This window comes from Curtobacterium sp. Csp2 (assembly GCF_013347165.1).
Map to the genome: position 1 here is coordinate 3,894,568 of NZ_CP054593.1, position 15,670 is coordinate 3,910,237.

Here is a 15,670-nt window from a genome sequence, read left to right on the forward strand (position 1 = left end):
CGTAACGGTTGTCCGGAGGTCCCCGTCACCAGCCTCCCGCCAGGAAGTGCTGCCGTACACTGTCCCGGACGGACATTCGGAGGAGTACGTGCCAGAAGGTGTGACCGCGGGGATCACGCTCCTCGCCAACCGCTACGAGATCGGTGACGTCATCGGTCGCGGCGGCATGGCGACGGTGCACGTCGGCAACGACACCCGTCTCGGCCGCAAGGTCGCGGTGAAGCTCCTCAAGCCGAGCCTCGCGAACGACCCGTCCTTCCGCGTCCGCTTCCGACAGGAAGCCCAGGCGGCCGCGCGCATGGCCCACCCGACGATCGTCCGCGTCTACGACGCCGGCGAAGAGACCGTCGTCGAGCACTCCGGCGCCGAGGTGCAGGTCCCCTACATCGTCATGGAGTACGTCGAGGGCCGTGCGCTCTCCGACATCGTCGCCGACGGGCCCATCGCCCCGGACGAGGCGATCCGCATCACCGAGGGCATCCTGACCGCCCTCGAGTACTCGCACCGCGCGGGGGTCGTGCACCGGGACATCAAGCCCGCGAACGTCATGGTCACGAACACCGGCCAGGTCAAGGTCATGGACTTCGGGATCGCCCGCGCGATCACGGACACGTCGGCCACGGTGGCGCAGACCACGTCGATCCTCGGGACCGCCTCGTACTTCTCGCCGGAGCAGGCCCGTGGCGAGACCGTCGACGCCCGCACCGACATCTACTCCACCGGCGTCGTGCTCTTCGAGCTCCTCACCGGCCGCCCGCCCTTCGTCGGGGACTCCCCGGTCGCCGTCGCCTACCAGCACGTCAGCGAGCAGCCCGTCGCGCCGTCCACCATCTCCGCCGACGTCTCGCCGGCGCTGGACGCGGTGACCCTGCACGCCCTGGTGAAGGACCGCACGCGCCGCTTCCAGAACGCTGCCGAGTTCCGGTCCGACCTGCAGCAGGCGGCGCAGGGCAAGGTGCCGACGTCGACCCGGAAGCTGGCCCAGAACGCCGCGAACGACGCGTCGACGATGCTCTTCGGCGTCAACCCGCGCACGACCTCCAACCCGGCGGTCGCCTTCCGCGAGCTCGACGACGACACGGCGGAGCACCGCCCGCAGCGCACGCAGAACCGGCCGCCGGTCGCGTGGATCTGGCTCGGCATCATCCTGACGGTCGCGGTGATCGTCGGCGTCGGCTTCTTCGTCGCGAACCTGCAGCCGGGCAAGGCCCCGGTCTCGTCGTCGGTCTCCGTCCCGAACGTCGTCGGCGCGACGTGGGACTCCGCGAAGTCGGACCTCGACAAGCGCGACCTGAGCCCGGTCGAGGTCGGCGAGAACTCCGACGACGTCCCGAAGGACACCGTCATCCGCACGGAGCCGGGTTCCGGCACGAACGTCGCTCGCAACCAGAGCATCCGCGTGGTGGTGTCGCTCGGGCCGGAGCAGGTCGCAGTGCCGGACCTGGCCGGGCAGACCCAGGACGCTGCCCAGCAGGCCCTGAAGTCCGCCGGTTTCGAGGTCGGGGCGATCAACACGGACTACTCGCCGGACGTCCCCGAGGGCACGGTGATGAGTTCGGACCCCGGGTCGTCCACGCAGCTCGCCAAGGGTTCGGTCGTCAACCTCACCGTCTCGAACGGCAAGGTGCAGCTGCCGAACGTCACGCAGCAGCCGTTCCAGACCGCGAACGCGACCCTGGCGCAGCTCGGGCTGACGGTGCAGCCCGCCCCGGCGTACTCGTGCATCGGCGGCACGGTGCTGCAGCAGAGCGTGCCCGCCGGCGACGTCGCGCAGGGCAGCACGATCGTGCTCACGTACTGCGCGGCTTCTGCGCAGAAGCCGTCCCAGCAGCCGTCCGCGCCCGCCACGGGCGCGCCGGCGTCGGGTTCCAGCGGCCTCTAGACCACGACCCTCCGGCGGGCTCACGTCCGGCGCGTGGTCGGTTCACCGGCCTGGAGGATCGTGGCCGCGTCGGTGCTCCGGCTCCATCCCACGCGTGACCGGGTCGACCCCCTTCGGTCCGGCGGATCAGGCCCGCGGCGACGCGATGAGGGGCGTCAGGTCGGCAGCCCGCTCAGCAGCACCGTGCAGGCCCGTGGTCTCCAGCCAGTTGCCCACCATCCGGTAGCCGCCCTCGGTGAGCACGGACTCGGGGTGGAACTGCACCCCGTACACCGGGGACTCGCGGTGCTGCACGCCCATGATGACGCCGCCACCGGTCCGCGCCGTGACGGTGAGTTCGTCGGGCACGGTGCCGTCGACGATCGCGAGCGAGTGGTACCGGGTGGCCGTGAACGGGTGCGGGACGCCGGCGAAGAGCACGCTGTCGTCGTGGTCGACCTGCGAGGTCTTGCCGTGCATGAGTTCTTCGGCGTGGGTCACCGTGGCGCCGAGGGCCTCCGCGATGGCTTGGTGCCCGAGGCACACACCGAGCAACGGCTTGTCGGCCGCGATCGCCGCCCGGACGGTCGGGATCGAGATGCCTGCGTCCGCGGGGGTGCCGGGACCCGGGGAGAGCAGCACGCCGTCGTAGTCCGCGATGCGCTCGGCGATCTCGGACTCCGGGAACGCGTCGTTGCGGACGACGTCGGTCTCCGCACCGAGCTGCTGCACGTAGCCGTTCAGGGTGTAGACGAAACTGTCGTAGTTGTCGACGACGAGGATCTTGGTCATGGTCGGATCACCGTACTCGTGGAGGATGTGCGCGGGCTCCTGAGGGTCTTCCCACACACGCGGTCACGGTAGGATACCGGCCATGGCCAAGGACAAGGACCGCACCAAGCCCGCCCGGAGGACCCGAGCCGACTCGGTCGACACGGCGGGGGACCAGCCCAACCCCGTGTGGTTCAAGCCCGTCATGTTCGGCTTCATGCTCGTCGGGCTCGCCTGGGTCATCGTCTTCTACATCTCGAACACGACCCTGCCGGTGCCGTCCCTTGGTTCGTGGAACATCCTCATCGGCTTCGGCATCATGTTCGTCGGCTTCCTGATGACCACCCGCTGGCGCTAGTCACCCCACGCACGCACGACGCCCGTCGGACCCTGCACGGTCCGGCGGGCGTCGTCGTTCGTCCAGGCCTCGGCTTGCCACGTCCTGTCCACAGGCGGTGCGGGCCGGAAGACTCGCTCTCCACACGGAGCAGCCCCTTCTCCACAGTTCTCCACACTTTCCACACGGTCATCCACACGACGATCCCCGAGTTATCCACACCTGATTCCACAGTGGGGATAATCACACCTGTGTAACTCTCCGATTTGTCCACAGTTGTGGAGAACTCGCGCCGTGCGTGTGGAAAAGCCGCTCCGCGACGGTGGGAACGGCGAACGCCCCGCCGCACCAGGGGGTGCGACGGGGCGTCAGGCGATTCGGACGGGTGCGGCTCAGCGGAGCAGGCCGTACCCGCCGATGGCGACGTAGGCCGCCGCGATGGCGCCGAGCAGGACGATCGCCTCGGCGACGAGCAGGCCGATCTGCAGCCCGCGCTGCTTGACGTTCCGCGTCCGCGCGAACACGAGCCCGGTCAGGAAGCCGATCACGATCCCACCGACGTGTGCCTGCCACGAGATGTTCGTCCCGGGCAGGAAGCCGACGAGCAGGTTCAGCCCCATCACGACGAGCAGCTGGACGGCGTTGTAGCCGAGGCTGCGCTGGATGATGAAGAACGCCGCGAACAGGCCGAAGATCGCGCCGGACGCCCCGACCACCGGCGTACCGGGGGTCAGGAACGACACTGCGACGTCGCCGCCGAGGCCCGCGAGGAAGTACAGCGCGAGGAAGCGCCACGTCCCGAGCAGGTTCTCGAGGATCCGGCCGAAGATGTACACCGCGAACATGTTGAAGGCGATGTGCAGGATCGACGAGTGGACGAACAGCCCCGTGACGATCCGCCACGGCTGCGTGCCGACGAGGGGCGTGTAGTACGCGAACCACGTCGTGAAGAACCGGCCGGTGATCTGGTCGAGCAGCCAGATGACCACCGACACCGCGATGATGACGACGGTGGCCTTCTGGTCGAGCATGGCGAAGCGGCGGCGGGCGACCGTCAGGCCGCTCGCCGCCCCCGACGCACGTCGGTTCGCCGTGTAGGCCGCGCGCTGCTCACGCACGCACTCCGGGCAGTGCACGCCGACCGCTGCCGGCGTCTGGCACTCGGTGCAGATCGTCCGCCCGCACCGCTGGCACAGGATGAAGCTCTGCCGGTCCGGGTGCCGGTAGCAGTAGTTGGCCCGGTTCGCGGCCTGGTCCGTCACCGAGCTCAGACGTCCTCGACGTCGATGCTCTGGATGACGACGTCCTCGACGGGCTTGTCGCGACCGTCGGTGGCGACGCCCTCGATCGCGTCGACGACGGCGCGGGACTCGTCGTCCGCGACCTCACCGAAGATGGTGTGCTTGCCCTGCAGCCACGGGGTGGCAACGGTCGTGATGAAGAACTGCGAGCCGTTCGTGCCGCGGCCGCCCTGGATGCCGGCGTTCGCCATCGCGAGGATGTACGGCTCCTGGAAGGTCAGCTCGGGGTGGATCTCGTCGTCGAACCGGTAGCCGGGGCCACCGATGCCCTGACCGAGCGGGTCGCCGCCCTGGATCATGAAGTCCTTGATGATGCGGTGGAAGACGACACCGTCGTAGAGCTTGTCGGTGGAGACCTTGCCGGTGCCGGGGTGCGTCCACTCCTGCTTGCCCGTCGCGAGGTCGACGAAGTTCTTGACGGTCTTCGGGGCGTGGTTGCCGAACAGGTTGACGCGGATGTCGCCCTTGTTCGTGTGGATCGTTGCGACAGCGGTGTGCAGAGACATGTTCCGATTCTCGCATGTACGGCTGACGGTGACACGGATCACACAGCAGAGGCTCCGTGACCTGTCAGGCGTCGCGGTGGCAGGATGGGGACACGCCGATCCGATGGAGGTACCAGATGACGACGATCGAGATCCCGCGCAAGCGTCGGAAGCAGATCAAGAAGCTCAAGGGCAAGACCGCCTCGCTCCTCGGCGAGCAGCGCAAGGTCCTCGAGCACGCGAACGCGATCCTCGCCGAGGCCCGCTCGCACGCTGCCGACGCAGCGCGCAAGGACATCGCGCCCCGCGTGCAGAACGCGATCGACAACGGGATCCGTCCCGCGGTCGCCACGAGCGTGCACGCTGCGACCTCTGCCGCGCAGAACGCCTCGCACCGCTTCCAGACCGAGGTCGTCCCCGGCCTGGTCGCGACGGCCGGCTCGGTCCTCAGCGTGAAGGACCTCGCGAAGGACCCGCGCGTCAAGAAGATCGTGAAGGACGCCCAGAAGAAGGGCAAGAAGGCCAAGAAGGCCGCCGCGAAGTACACGCCCGGTCACCAGAAGAAGGGCCTCGGCTTCGGTGGGGTCGCCCTCATCGTGGTCGGTGTCGTCGCGGTCGCCGGTGCGGCCTACGCTGCGTACCAGACGCTCCGCGCGGACGACGACCTCTGGGTCGCCGACGACGCGGACACGGCGGCGAAGCCCGCCGCCTGACCTCCTCGGTTCGTACGAAGGGCCCCGGCGCACGCCGGGGCCCTTCGTCGTCCCCGCCGCCCACACCGCGGCGCACCGATGAACCCGAGCGACCCCGTCGAGCGAACCAGAACGGGCGCGCTCGCCGGCCGCACACGACCCCGATCGACCACGCGACAAGACGCGGACGGCGTGTCGTGCCCACTCGCCGTCAGTCGCGGACGCAACCATCGCGGAGCGGCGCGCCGAAGGCGCCGGACGAACACGACGACCGAATGCGGCGGAGCGAGGAACGAGCGGAGCAGCGTCCGCCTTGGGGGAGTGGAGCCTAGGAGAATCGAACTCCTGACATCCTGCTTGCAAAGCAGGCGCTCTACCAACTGAGCTAAGGCCCCGGAGCGTCCAGCGTACTGGACGGGGAATGAATGGTGGGGCTACAAGGACTTGAACCTTGGACCTCTTCGTTATCAGCGAAGCGCTCTAACCGCCTGAGCTATAGCCCCTCAGACCGGATGAAAGCCTACCGTACCGATCCCGAAGTGCGAAATCGAGCGGCGGATGCCATCCGGCCGGGTGTGTCAGTTGTTCGTGAAGCCGACGAGCAGGCCGCCGGTGATCCGCACACTGAGGTTGTAGAGGACGCTCACGATCGCGCCGAGCACGGTGCCGACGACCACGTTGAGGATGCCCACCACGACGGAGAACCCGAGCACCTGGCCCAGCGAGAACTGGTCCATGATCGAGTAGTTGTTCTGCCCGGTGACGTCCTTCAGCAGGGAGTCCACCTGGGTGAACACGCCCGTCTGGTTCAGGATGACCCACACCAGCGCCGTGGCCACGACGATCACGATGGACCCGGCCAGGGCGATGAGGAAGGACAGCTTCACCATCGACCAGAAATCGAGGTACACGAGCCGCAGCCGCACCTGACGGGTGCCGACGGGCCGCTTCGCCTTCTTCTGGAGCTTCTCGGCGACACTACTCATTGGTTGACTGGTCCTCTCCGGCCACGGTCTCGGTCGGTTCGGGGGCCGCTTCGTCAGGGCTGACCGTCTCCACCGGGCCCGCGGGCTCGATCTCGGCGTCGTCCTGGTCGTCCAGGTTCCGCTCACTGTTCCGGGCCACCGCGATGATCCGGTCGTTCTCCGCGAACCTCGCGAAGACCACACCCATCGTGTCGCGACCCTTGGCGGGCACCTCGGACACGGCAGACCTTACCACCTTGCCCGATTGCAGCACGACGAGCACCTCGTCGTCCTCACCGACGATGAGAGCGCCCACGAGGTCGCCCCGGTCGGCCGCCAACTTGGCGACCTTGATGCCGAGACCGCCGCGGCCCTGGACCCGGTACTGGTCGACACCGGTGCGCTTGGCGTAGCCGCCCTCGGTCATCACCCAGACGTAGCCGTCGTCCGAGACGACCCGAGCCGCGAGCAGCGCGTCGTCGTCGCGGAAGGACATCCCCTTCACACCGGAGGTCGACCGCCCCATCGGGCGGAGGGTGTCGTTCGTCGCGGTGAAGCGCAGCGACATGCCGTGCTTCGACACGAGGAGCAGGTCGTCGGTCTCGTCGACGAGCAGCGCCTGGACGAGCTTGTCGCCCTCACGCAGGTTGATCGCGATGATGCCGCCGGTGCGGTTCGTGTCGTACTCGGTCAGCGCGGTCTTCTTCACGAGGCCCTGCGACGTGGCGAGCATGAGGTACTGCGCGGCCTCGTAGTCGCGGATGTCGAGCACCTGCTGGATCTGCTCGTCGGGCTGCATCGCGAGCAGGTTGGCGACGTGCTGGCCCTTGGCGTCGCGGCCGCCCTCTTGCAGTTCGTACGCCTTCGCCCGGTAGACGCGACCCTGGTCGGTCAGGAACAGCAACCAGTGGTGCGTCGTCGTGACGAAGAAGTGCTCGACGATGTCGTCCGCGCGGAGCTGGGCGCCCTTGACGCCGCGGCCGCCGCGGTGCTGCGAGCGGTAGTTGTCGCTCCGCGTGCGCTTGACGTACCCGCCGCGGGTGATGGTGACGACCATCTCCTCCTCGGGGATGAGGTCCTCGATGGACATGTCGCCGTCGTAGCCGAGCAGGATCTCGCTGCGGCGGTCGTCGCCGAAGCGGTCGACGATCTCGGCCAGTTCCTCGCCGATGATCGTGCGCTGCCGGGTCTCCGACGCCAGGATGTCCTGGAAGTCGGCGATCCTCCGCTCGAGCTCGTCGGCCTCGTCGTGGATCTTCTGGCGCTCGAGGGCGGCCAGGCGACGGAGCTGCAGCTCGAGGATCGCGCGCGCCTGGATCTCGTCGACGCTGAGCAGGTCCATCAGCCCGGTGCGGGCTTCCTCGACGTCGGGCGAGCGGCGGATGAGTGCGATGACCTCGTCGAGGGCGTCGAGCGCGGCGAGGTAGCCCCGCAGGATGTGCGCACGCTTCTCGGCCTCGCGCAGGCGGTACTGCGTCCGACGCACGATGACGTCGATCTGGTGGTCGACCCACGCCGAGATGAACCCGTCGAGCGCCAGGGTGCGGGGCACCCCGTCGACGATCGCGAGCATGTTCGCGCCGAAGTTCTCCTGCAGCTGCGTGTGCTTGTAGAGGTTGTTCAGCACGACCTTCGCCACGGCGTCGCGCTTCAGCACGATCACCAGGCGCTGGCCGGTGCGGCCGGAGGTCTCGTCGCGGATGTCCGCGATGCCGGCGAGCTTGCCGTCCTTCACGCCCTCGGCGATCTTGATCGCGAGGTTGTCCGGGTTCACCTGGTACGGCAGCTCGGTGACGACCAGGCACGTGCGGCCCTGGATCTCCTCGACGTTGACGACCGCGCGCATCGTGATCGAGCCACGACCGGTCCGGTAGGCGTCCTGGATGCCCTTGGTGCCGAGGATCTGGGCGCCGGTCGGGAAGTCCGGACCCTTGATCCGCTGCATGAGCGCCCCGAGGAGTTCCTCGCGGGTGGCGTCCGGGTGCTCGAGTGCCCACTGGGCGCCGGCGGCCACCTCGCGCAGGTTGTGCGGCGGGATGTTCGTCGCCATACCGACCGCGATGCCGACCGACCCGTTGACGAGCAGGTTCGGGAAGCGCGCCGGCAGGATCGACGGCTCCTGGGTGCGGCCGTCGTAGTTGTCCTGGAAGTCGACGGTGTCCTCGTCGATGTCCCGGACCATCTCCATGGCGAGCGGCGCCATCTTGGTCTCGGTGTACCGCGGGGCGGCGGCGCCGTCGTTGCCCGGCGAGCCGAAGTTGCCCTGGCCGAGCGCGAGCGGGTACCGGAGCGACCACGGCTGCACCAAGCGCACGAGGGCGTCGTAGATGGCGCTGTCACCGTGCGGGTGGAACTGCCCCATCACGTCGCCGACGACGCGCGAGCACTTCGAGAACGCGCGGTCGGGGCGGTAGCCGCCGTCGAACATCGCGTAGATCACGCGGCGGTGCACCGGCTTCAGGCCGTCGCGGACCTCGGGCAGGGCGCGTCCGACGATGACGGACATCGCGTAGTCGAGGTACGACCGCTGCATCTCGAGCTGCAGGTCGACCTGCGAGATGCGGTCGCCGGAGACGACGATGTCGCCGGAGTCGCCGTGCACGATCTCGGGCTGCTCGTCGTTCGTCTCGTTGTCGTCAGCCATGTGGCCTGGTCACCTTTCTGCACTGCCTGGAGGCAGGGGTTCCGTCGGTCGCGCCGGGCGCGACCACAGGTGGTCGGGACTGGTCGACGCGGCTGGCACCGCGCCTCCAGGCCGGTCTAGATGTCGAGGAAGCGAACGTCCTTGGCGTTCTGCTGGATGAACTGGCGACGCGACTCGACGTCCTCGCCCATGAGCGTCGCGAAGACGCTGTCCACCGCTGCCGCGTCCTCGAGCGTGACCTGCAGGAGCGTCCGGGTGTCCGGGTTCATCGTGGTGTCCCACAGCTCCTTGTAGTCCATCTCGCCCAGACCCTTGTAGCGCTGGATCCCGTTGTCCTTGGGGATGCGCTTGCCGGCGGCGAGGCCGGCGGTCATCAGCGCGTCGCGCTCCCGGTCGCTGAACACGTACTCGTGCGCCGAGTTCGACCACTTCAGGCGGTAGAGCGGCGGCTGCGCGAGGTACACGTAGCCGCGCTCGATGAGCGGCCGCATGTAGCGGAACAGCAGGGTGAGCAGCAGCGTCGTGATGTGCTGGCCGTCGACGTCGGCATCGGCCATCAGCACGATCTTGTGGTACCGGGCCTTGTCCGGGTCGAAGTCCTCGCCGATGCCGGCGCCGAACGCCGTGATCATCGACTGGATCTCCTGGTTCGCGAGCGCGCGGTCGAGCCGGGCCTTCTCGACGTTCAGGATCTTGCCGCGCAGCGGGAGGATCGCCTGGGTCATGGGGTTGCGTCCCTGGACCGCCGAGCCACCGGCCGAGTCGCCCTCGACCATGAAGATCTCGGAGACCGTCGGGTCCTTCGACTGGCAGTCCTTGAGCTTGCCGGGCATGCCGCCCGACTCGAGCAGCCCCTTGCGGCGGGTGGTCTCACGCGCCTTGCGGGCGGCGATGCGCGCCTGCGAGGCCTGGATCGCCTTGCGGATGACGTCGCGCGCCTGCGTGGGGTTGCGGTCGAACCAATCGGCGAGCTCGGTGCCGACGACCCGCTGGACGAAGGACTTCGCCTCGGTGTTGCCGAGCTTCGTCTTCGTCTGGCCCTCGAACTGCGGCTCGCCGAGCTTCACGGAGATGACGGCCGTCAGGCCTTCACGGATGTCGTCACCCGTGAGGTTGTCGTCCTTCTCCTTGATGATCTTCGCCTCGCGCGCGTAGCGGTTCACCAGCGAGGTCAGCGCGGCGCGGAAGCCCTCTTCGTGGGTCCCGCCCTCGTGCGTGTTGATCGTGTTCGCGAAGGTGTGGACGCTCTCCTGGTACGAGGTGTTCCACTGCATCGCGAGCTCGAGCGCGATCTTGCGGTCGGTGTCCTCGGCCTCGATGGCGATGACGTCCGGGTGGACCAGGTCGGCCTTCTTCTGCGAGTTCAGGTACTCGACGTAGTCCGGCAGGCCGCGCTCGTACCGGAAGGAGTCCTTCCGCGACTCCTCGCCTTCGTCCGGGGTGCGCTCGTCGCGCAGGCTGATCCGCAGGCCCTTGTTGAGGAAGGCCATCTGCTGGAAGCGCGTGCGGAGCGTCTCGTAGTCGAACTCGACGGTCTCGAAGATGTCGGCGTTCGGCCAGAAGGTGATCGTGGTGCCGGTCTCGTCCGTGGCTTCGTCCTGCGACACCGGGGCCACGGGGACGCCGTCGGTGTAGCTCTGCCGCCACACGTGGCCCTGGCGACGGACCTCGACGTCGAGCTCGGAGCTCAGCGCGTTCACGACCGACGAGCCGACGCCGTGCAGACCGCCCGAGACCGCGTACCCCCCGCCGCCGAACTTGCCGCCGGCGTGCAGGACGGTCAGCACGACCTGCAGCGTCGAGACGCCCTCGGCCGCGTGCACGTCGACCGGGATGCCGCGGCCGTTGTCGACGACGCGGACGCCACCGTCCTCGCGGATGGTGACGTCGATGGTGTCGCAGTAGCCCGCGAGGGCCTCGTCGACGGAGTTGTCGACGATCTCCTGCACGAGGTGGTGCAGACCGCGCGGGCCCGTCGAACCGATGTACATGCCGGGGCGCTTGCGGACGGCTTCGAGCCCCTCGAGCACCTGGATCTGATCTGCGCCGTACGATGGTTCCGACTGCGGAGCCTGTTCGGTCTCGCCCTGCGGGATCGTCCGGTCGTCGTCAGATTCTGCTGCCATGTCGAAGGTGCTCCTGCCTGCGCGCGGAACACCCGCACACTGCACTCCCCAGTCTACCGCAGGGACCCCCTTCCCGAGGGCGTATCCGGCCTCCAGACGGGCTTTTTTCGTCCCTGAGGACGATTTCGTCTGACTAGCCGTAGGTGTCGCGGGGGCCGCGCCCCTGGACGGTCCTGGGACCGCGTTTCCACGTGGGGACGTCCGGCCCGGAAACCCGGATGGACTGCACGCCCGCCTCCGGGTGCCGCTCGGCGATGGTCGTCGTGATGGTCGACCGCATCAGCCGGAGCTGCGTCGCCCACGCCGTCGAGTCGCAGCGGATGACGAGTGCGCCGTCGTCGATGGTCATCGGCCGGGAGTGCTTGGCGAGCTCGTCGCCGACCACGGCGGGCCAGTCCACGAAGAGCTCGGAGCGGGCGAGGGGTTCGGTCCAGCCGAGCTCGGCGGCCAGCGAGCCGACGACGTCTCCCAGGCCGCGGGGCTCGCGCCCCTTGCCGTACGGGACGGTGTCGGCGTCGAGTTCGCGGGCCCGCCGGCGGCGGGCATCGACGGTGCGGAGCGACGGGTCGCCGTAGACCGCGCGCAGGTGGCGGTAGACCCGGGCGGGCTCGGTGGGCTTCACGGGCTTCGGCATCAGACGCCGTCGACCGTCGTGCTCGGGGCGGTCGGACTGGAGGCACGGCTCGCGTCCGCCTCGTCGGTCACGATGGTGCCCGCCTCGATCCGGACGGTGTGTGCCGCGAGCTGCTCCGGCACGTCACCGAACACGGCCGCGGTGATGAGCACCTGCTCGTAGTCGGCGACCGCCCCGGCCAGGCGCTCCCGGCGGGACTCGTCGAGTTCGGCGAACACGTCGTCGAGGATGATGATCGGGTCCCCCAGCGAGGACTCCGCCCGGAGCACGGCGGCACTGGCGAGTTGGACGGCCAGTGCGAAGGACCACGATTCACCGTGTGATGCGTACCCACGCGCGGGTAACCCGTTCAGCTGGAACAGGACATCGTCGCGGTGCGGGCCGACGAGGGTGAGTCCGCGGTCGAGTTCGTCCCGTCGACGCCGCTCGAGGGCGGCCCGGAAGGCATCGGCCGCCGCGGTGACCGAGACCGGCTCGTCCGGGGTGCCGAGCACGGGGTCGGTCGCCGCCGCGTCCTCGGGGTCGCCGCCGCGCACGCTCAGGACACCGGCGATGGTCGCCTCGTGGCGTTCACCGGCAACGGTCGCGTAGGCCTCGGTGACGAAGGGGGCGAGTCGCCGCGTCAGGTGGTCGCGCGCGGCGATGATCTCGGCGCCGAACGCGACGAGGCGTTCGTCCCAGACGTCGAGCGTCGCGAGCGACCCGGTGCGCGACCCCGTGGCCCGCGCGGACTTCAGCAGGGTGTTGCGCTGCCGGAGCGTGCGGTCGTAGTCGGCGAGCACGCCCTGCATCCGCGGGGCGATCTGGCCGAGGAGCTCGTCGAGCATGCGTCGCCGGCCCGAGGGTTCGCCGCGGACCAGGGCGAGGTCCTCGGGGGCGAACAGCACGCTCGTGCAGTAGCGCGGGAGCTCGCGGGGCTTGATCGCGGCTCGGTTCACCTGCGCCCGGTTCGAGCCGGTGCGGTTGATCTGCACCTCGGCGAGGATGCTGCGGTCCTCGTGGGCGAGGCGCGCCCGGACGATCGCGGCGTCGCAGCCCTGCCGCACGAGCGCGGCGTCCGTCGGGACCCGGTGCGAGCCGAGGGTGGAGAGGTACCCGATCGCCTCGACCAGGTTCGTCTTGCCCTGTCCGTTCCGTCCGACGAACAGGTTCGGCCCGCGTGCGAGGTCGACCTCCGCCTCCCGGTAGTTCCGGAAGTCGGTGAGTTGCAGGTGGTCGACGTGCACGCGGGCCGAGACGAGCTCAGGTGGTTACCTGAACTACGCCTTCTTGACGGCGTGGCCGCCGAACTGGTTGCGGAGCGCCGCGACAGCCTTCATCGTCGGGGACTGGCTGCCCTGACGCGAGACGAAACGGGCGAACATGGCCGCCGAGAGCGCGGGCATCGGCACCGCGAGCTCGATCGCCTCTTCGAGGGTCCAACGGCCCTCGCCGGAGTCGTCGACGTAGCCCTCGAGCTCGTCGAGCTTCGGGTCCTCGTTGATGGCGAGCACGAGCAGGTCGAGCAGCCAGGAACGGACGACCGTACCGCGCTGCCACCCGGCGAAGACCGCGGGGACGTCGTGGACGATGTCCTTGGCCTCGAGGAGCTCGTAGCCCTCGCCGTAGGCCTGCATGATCGCGTACTCGATGCCGTTGTGGACCATCTTGGCGTAGTGCCCGGCGCCCACACCGCCGGCGTGCGAGAAGCCCTCTTCGCGCGGGCCCTCGGGGCGGAGCGCGTCGAAGACCGGCATGGCGAACTCGACGTCCTCGGCCGCGCCGCCCACCATGAGGCCGTAGCCGTTGTCCTTGCCCCAGACACCACCGGAGACGCCGGCGTCCATGTAGCGGATCCCCTTGGCGTCGAGCTGCTTCGCGTGCACCTCGTCGTCGAGCCACTTCGAGTTGCCGCCGTCGATGACCAGGTCACCGGGGCTGAGGACCTCGGCGAGGTCGGTGATCACGTCGTCGGTGATCTTGCCGTGCGGGACCATGACCCACACGAGCTTCTTGCCCTCGGGCAGTGCGGCGGCCAGGGCGCCGAGGTCGGCGACGTCGGAGACGGCCGGGTTCGCGTCGTACCCGGTGACCTCGATGCCTGCGTTGCGGAGACGGGCACGCATGTTGTTGCCCATGCGACCGAGGCCGACAAGACCGATGTGCATGATTTCCTCTTCTGTTCGTCGTCGCGCTGGTGCGTCGAGCACGTCAGCGCAGTGGTACGGCTGTTGCGCTCACCGCAGCAGGAGATTGGGCTGCAGCAGGTACCGGTATCCGTCCGTGGCCGGGGCCTCTTGCGAGGTCTGCCCGGTGATGAGCACCGGACCCGGCTTGTTGGGGTTCTCCGTCTTGGTGAAGGAGATGCGGACGAACTCGGAGTGCACCGCGTTCAACCCGTCCAGGAGGAAGGCGGGCTTCAGCGAGACCACCGTTTCCTCACCGGTCAGCAACGCACTGATCGACTCTGACGCCTGCGCTTGTTCGGAACCGATCGCCTCGAGCGTGAGCCCGTCGACCGAGAAGGAGAACCGGAGCGCCGCTTCGCGCTCCAGGACGAGGGAGACCCGTCGGACGGCCTCGACCAGTTCCGCGGTGTTGATCACCGCGTGGTCCTGGACCGTGTCGGGGAAGAGCCGGCGGACCGGCGGGTAGTTGCCCTTGATGAGCAGGGAGGTGACGGTCTTGTCGTCGGCGTGGAACGCGATGAGCTCGCGGTCCGAGCTGCCCGAGATCGAGACCGAGACGGTGGACGCCGATCCGAAGGTGCGGCCCACCTCCTGCAGGGTTCGGGCCGGGACGAGGGCGTGCAGCGGCTCGGAGCCGACGCGGCCGGAGTCCCACGCGATCGTGCGGATCGCGACGCGGTACCGGTCGGTCGCCGTGAGCGAGAGGTCGTTGTCCCCGACCTCGAGCTGCACGCCGGTGATGACCGGGGTGACGTCGTCGCGGCTCGCGGCGACGGCGACCTGGGAGACGGCCTCGGAGAACGCGTCGCCGGGGATCACGCCGGTCTGCTCGCCGATCTCCGGGAGCGTCGGGTACTCCTCGACCGGCATGGACAGCAGCGTGAAGTGCGCCGAACCGCAGGTGACCGAGATCTTGGTGTCCTCGGTCATGAAGGTCACCGGGGCGTTCGGCAGTCGGCTCGCGATGTCGTTGAGCAGGCGACCGGAGACCAGGACCGTGCCCGGGTCGTCGATCTGCGCCGTGATGGACGTCTGCGCCGAGACCTCGTAGTCGAACGACGACAGCGTGAGGCGGTCGCCCTCGGCGTGGATGAGGACACCGGACAGGATCGGGAGGGTCGTGCGCTGTGGGAGGAGCTTCACCGCGAAGGAGACGGCTTCGGAGAAGACGTCCCGGTTGACCTCGAACTTCACAGCTGGGACCCCTGTCGATCGGTTGGACTGTCCGGCCGCCCCATTGTGGCACAGCGGGAGGAGCGCCGGATTTCTTGTCATCCCGCCGTCCACAAGGTTGGCCCCTCCAACCAGATCGTTAACCAGGATCAATGGTGTTAACGCCTGTGCACAGTGTGGATAACTCTGTGCATCCCGCTTCTCCACAGGGAACTACACACGTGTGAGTTGTGAGTCGCGTGTTGACGGCGTCTGGATGAGCAAAACTCATCTATCCACTTCCATCCCCAGTCTCCACAGGTGGGGTCAGATCTGTGAACAATGCGACCGCGTGTCCTCCACAGTTATCCACAGGCTTTCCACACTGTGTGAATCTCGGCCCATGGAACCGTCTCAGATGGTGGATGCGCGCTCGGGTGGGCTGATCCGGGGTGGTGATCCGTGCCTCCAGGCCGGCCTTCCTGCGATGACGGAGGCGGGCGCGACGACGGTCGCGAGCGCGAAGGCTCACGG

13 protein-coding genes and 2 tRNA genes are annotated in these 15,670 nt (G+C 68.6%); 3 read left to right on the plus strand and 12 right to left on the minus strand.

Annotated features, from left to right (window positions below; translation table 11 throughout):
- The first annotated feature begins 88 nt into the window (after window positions 1-88).
- Complete coding sequence (pknB, locus tag HUN59_RS18940) at window positions 89-1,882, plus strand: Stk1 family PASTA domain-containing Ser/Thr kinase (RefSeq protein WP_302690937.1); 1,794 nt, start codon at window positions 89-91, stop codon at window positions 1,880-1,882.
- A 126-nt stretch (window positions 1,883-2,008) separates the two neighbouring features.
- Here the strand turns inward: pknB and HUN59_RS18945 are convergent, their stop codons facing one another.
- On the minus strand, window positions 2,009-2,653 hold the full coding sequence (locus HUN59_RS18945; protein WP_174779271.1) for an anthranilate synthase component II: 645 nt from the start codon (window positions 2,651-2,653) through the stop codon (window positions 2,009-2,011).
- Window positions 2,654-2,735: 82 nt separating this feature from the next.
- On the opposite strand from HUN59_RS18945, the gene HUN59_RS18950 reads away from it, so the two are divergent.
- The gene (locus tag HUN59_RS18950) at window positions 2,736-2,990 is read left to right on the plus strand and encodes a cell division protein CrgA (protein WP_058741043.1); all 255 of its coding nucleotides are present in this window, start codon (window positions 2,736-2,738) and stop codon (window positions 2,988-2,990) included.
- Between the two features lie 371 nt (window positions 2,991-3,361).
- On the opposite strand, the gene HUN59_RS18955 is transcribed toward HUN59_RS18950, so the two are convergent.
- Both HUN59_RS18955 and HUN59_RS18960 read right to left on the minus strand, forming a co-directional pair.
- Complete coding sequence (locus tag HUN59_RS18955) at window positions 3,362-4,231, minus strand: rhomboid family intramembrane serine protease (RefSeq protein WP_174779272.1); 870 nt, start codon at window positions 4,229-4,231, stop codon at window positions 3,362-3,364.
- Between the two features lie 5 nt (window positions 4,232-4,236).
- Entirely contained in the window at window positions 4,237-4,776 is a 540-nt protein-coding gene (locus HUN59_RS18960) for a peptidylprolyl isomerase (protein WP_058741041.1), read from the minus strand.
- A 116-nt stretch (window positions 4,777-4,892) separates the two neighbouring features.
- Between HUN59_RS18960 and HUN59_RS18965 the strand changes: the two genes are divergently transcribed.
- Window positions 4,893-5,468 carry a hypothetical protein gene (locus HUN59_RS18965; RefSeq protein ID WP_174779273.1) on the plus strand — a complete coding sequence of 192 codons (576 nt, stop codon included), beginning with the start codon at window positions 4,893-4,895 and terminating at the stop codon, window positions 5,466-5,468.
- A 301-nt stretch (window positions 5,469-5,769) separates the two neighbouring features.
- On the opposite strand, the gene HUN59_RS18970 is transcribed toward HUN59_RS18965, so the two are convergent.
- From HUN59_RS18970 to dnaN, 9 genes are all read right to left on the minus strand, one after another.
- Window positions 5,770-5,842: transfer RNA gene (locus HUN59_RS18970), tRNA-Ala, on the minus strand.
- Window positions 5,843-5,873: 31 nt separating this feature from the next.
- Window positions 5,874-5,950, minus strand: a tRNA-Ile gene (locus HUN59_RS18975).
- A gap of 75 nt (window positions 5,951-6,025) precedes the next feature.
- On the minus strand, window positions 6,026-6,433 hold the full coding sequence (locus HUN59_RS18980) for a DUF3566 domain-containing protein (protein WP_058741039.1): 408 nt from the start codon (window positions 6,431-6,433) through the stop codon (window positions 6,026-6,028).
- Window positions 6,426-9,056 carry a DNA gyrase subunit A gene (gene gyrA, locus HUN59_RS18985; RefSeq protein WP_254629947.1) on the minus strand — a complete coding sequence of 877 codons (2,631 nt, stop codon included), beginning with the start codon at window positions 9,054-9,056 and terminating at the stop codon, window positions 6,426-6,428. Before gyrA ends, HUN59_RS18980 begins: the two co-directional genes overlap by 8 nt.
- A gap of 116 nt (window positions 9,057-9,172) precedes the next feature.
- Window positions 9,173-11,182, minus strand: a complete 2,010-nt coding sequence (gene gyrB / locus HUN59_RS18990) for a DNA topoisomerase (ATP-hydrolyzing) subunit B (protein WP_114851293.1) — start codon at window positions 11,180-11,182, stop codon at window positions 9,173-9,175.
- 133 nt (window positions 11,183-11,315) lie between these two features.
- A complete protein-coding gene (locus HUN59_RS18995) occupies window positions 11,316-11,816 on the minus strand; it encodes a DUF721 domain-containing protein (protein WP_058741037.1) in 501 nt (166 codons plus the stop codon).
- Window positions 11,816-13,042 (minus strand): DNA replication/repair protein RecF, encoded by a 1,227-nt coding sequence (gene recF / locus HUN59_RS19000; protein WP_174779274.1) that lies wholly within the window; start codon window positions 13,040-13,042, stop codon window positions 11,816-11,818. Before recF ends, HUN59_RS18995 begins: the two co-directional genes overlap by 1 nt.
- Window positions 13,043-13,075: 33 nt before the next feature.
- Entirely contained in the window at window positions 13,076-13,963 is an 888-nt protein-coding gene (gnd, locus tag HUN59_RS19005; protein WP_114851295.1) for a phosphogluconate dehydrogenase (NAD(+)-dependent, decarboxylating), read from the minus strand.
- A gap of 69 nt (window positions 13,964-14,032) precedes the next feature.
- A complete protein-coding gene (gene dnaN, locus HUN59_RS19010; RefSeq protein ID WP_174779275.1) occupies window positions 14,033-15,178 on the minus strand; it encodes a DNA polymerase III subunit beta in 1,146 nt (381 codons plus the stop codon).
- Window positions 15,179-15,670: the final 492 nt, after the last annotated feature.

What these genes read in the sequence shown, in the direction of transcription:
- HUN59_RS18945 (WP_174779271.1), bottom strand. Translation starts at nt 2,653, where the DNA reads ATGACCAAGATCCTCGTCGTCGACAACTACGACAGTTTCGTCTACACC.
- HUN59_RS18965 (WP_174779273.1), top strand. Translation starts at nt 4,893, where the DNA reads ATGACGACGATCGAGATCCCGCGCAAGCGTCGGAAGCAGATCAAGAAG.
- HUN59_RS18960 (WP_058741041.1), bottom strand. Translation starts at nt 4,776, where the DNA reads ATGTCTCTGCACACCGCTGTCGCAACGATCCACACGAACAAGGGCGAC.
- gyrA (WP_254629947.1), bottom strand. Translation starts at nt 9,056, where the DNA reads ATGGCTGACGACAACGAGACGAACGACGAGCAGCCCGAGATCGTGCAC.
- gyrB (WP_114851293.1), bottom strand. Translation starts at nt 11,182, where the DNA reads ATGGCAGCAGAATCTGACGACGACCGGACGATCCCGCAGGGCGAGACC.
- HUN59_RS18980 (WP_058741039.1), bottom strand. Translation starts at nt 6,433, where the DNA reads ATGAGTAGTGTCGCCGAGAAGCTCCAGAAGAAGGCGAAGCGGCCCGTC.
- HUN59_RS18995 (WP_058741037.1), bottom strand. Translation starts at nt 11,816, where the DNA reads ATGCCGAAGCCCGTGAAGCCCACCGAGCCCGCCCGGGTCTACCGCCAC.
- HUN59_RS18950 (WP_058741043.1), top strand. Translation starts at nt 2,736, where the DNA reads ATGGCCAAGGACAAGGACCGCACCAAGCCCGCCCGGAGGACCCGAGCC.
- gnd (WP_114851295.1), bottom strand. Translation starts at nt 13,963, where the DNA reads ATGCACATCGGTCTTGTCGGCCTCGGTCGCATGGGCAACAACATGCGT.